The sequence below is a fragment of the Faecalicatena contorta genome (genome assembly GCF_021531995.1).
In the GTDB taxonomy this organism is placed as follows: domain Bacteria; phylum Bacillota; class Clostridia; order Lachnospirales; family Lachnospiraceae; genus Dorea_A; species Dorea_A contorta_A.
The window spans coordinates 1-1,838 of sequence record NZ_JAFBIZ010000222.1 but is presented as its reverse complement, the minus strand read 5'-3'; the positions used below and the strand labels follow the sequence as shown (position 1 = coordinate 1,838).

The window sequence follows — 1,838 nt, the reverse complement described above, 5'->3', positions numbered from 1 at the left end:
TTATTTGATTTTACCGCAAGAAATTTGCAAGAAACCATTGACGAAACGTCAAAATGTGATAGAATACTATAATTGAGTGGAATATATTATGGAGGATAGAACATTGGCTGCATATGAAGAATTATCTAAAGAAGAATTATTACAATTGAAAAACGATCTTGAAGCACAATTTGAAGAAATAAAAAGACAGAATCTGCATCTTGACATGTCAAGAGGTAAACCGTCCACTGACCAGCTTAACCTTTCCATGGAAATGATGGATGTATTGAGAAGTGATTCTGATCTGGTATGTGAAGAGGGTGTCGACTGCCGTAATTACGGTGTGCTGGATGGAATCAGAGAGGCAAAACAGCTTCTTGCAGATATGATGGAAGTACCGAAGGATAATATCGTTATCTTTGGAAATTCCAGTCTGAATGTCATGTATGATACGATTGCACGCAGCATGACACACGGTGTAATGGGAAGCACTCCTTGGTGTAAGCTTGACAAAGTAAAATTTCTCTGTCCTGTACCGGGATATGACAGACATTTTGCTATTACAGAATATTTTGGAATTGAAATGATTAGCGTACCTATGACATCTACCGGACCGGATATGGACATTGTAGAGAAGCTGGTAAGCTCTGATCCTGCAATTAAGGGAATCTGGTGTGTTCCAAAGTACTCTAATCCGCAGGGAATCACTTACTCAGATGAAACGGTTCATCGTTTTGCCGCCTTAAATCCTGCAGCGGAAGATTTCCGAATCTTCTGGGATAATGCATACGGTATTCATCATTTATATGAGGATAAACAGGATTATCTGCTTGAAATCTTAATGGAATGTAAAAAAGAAGGACACCCTGATATGGTTTATAAGTTCTCTTCTACTTCCAAGATCAGTTTCCCTGGTTCCGGAATTGCTGCAATCGCTGCATCTGATGCAAACCTTGCTGACATTCGAAAACAGATGAAGATTCAGACAATTGGACATGATAAGGTAAACCAGTTAAGACATGCAAGATATTTTAAAGATATCCATGGAATGGTACAGCATATGAAACGTCATGCAGACATTATGCGGCCCAAATTCGATGTTGTTCTGGAAACACTGGAAAGTGAGCTTGGAGGTCTTGGAATCGGCAGCTGGCTTGCACCACGTGGCGGATACTTTATCTCCTTTGATTCTATGGAAGGATGTGCAAAAGCAATCGTAGCAAAAGCAAAAGAGGCCGGACTGATCATGACAAATGCCGGTGCAACTTTCCCGTATGGAAAAGATCCACAAGACAGCAATATACGAATTGCTCCGTCTTATCCGACACTGGAAGAATTAAAAACAGCAGTCCAGGTATTTGTATTAAGTGTAAAATTAGTAAGCATTGATAAAATCCTGGAACATAAGTAAATCTGAATATGAAAAGCAGATTTAGATTTTACTGACGGGTATCCGTAAAATGATGAATCCTCCGTATAATTGTGCATACGGAGGATTATTTTAATCTATCTTTTCGTTCTTAATTTAAATTTCTTCTATAAGAAAAAACAGCCAACATATCGTTGACTGTCATGTACCTTCAAAACTGCATACAAGAAATATCATCCACTTACCTATCACCTTGCTTGGTCATGCCCTCGACCGATTAGTATCAGTCAGCTCCATGTGTTACCACACTTCCACCTCTGACCTATCTACCTCGTCGTCTTCAAGGGGTCTTACTACTTTACATAGGGATATCTCATCTTGAGGGGGGCTTCACGCTTAGATGCCTTCAGCGTTTATCCCGTCCCGGCTTGGCTACTCTGCCATGCATCTGGCGATGCAACAGATCCACCAGCGGCCAGTCCATCCCGGT

At 40.5% G+C, this 1,838-nt stretch carries 1 protein-coding gene and 1 rRNA gene; one reads left to right on the top strand and one right to left on the bottom strand.

Annotation, left to right across the window (positions count from 1 at the left end; translation table 11 throughout):
• The first annotated feature begins 103 nt into the window (after positions 1–103).
• Positions 104–1,390: an aminotransferase class I/II-fold pyridoxal phosphate-dependent enzyme gene (locus JQM82_RS15415; RefSeq protein WP_235251294.1), complete on the top strand. Its 1,287-nt coding sequence runs from the start codon at positions 104–106 to the stop codon at positions 1,388–1,390.
• A 215-nt stretch (positions 1,391–1,605) separates the two neighbouring features.
• Here the strand turns inward: JQM82_RS15415 and JQM82_RS15410 are convergent.
• Positions 1,606–1,838 (bottom strand): 23S ribosomal RNA (locus JQM82_RS15410); the annotation flags it as partial.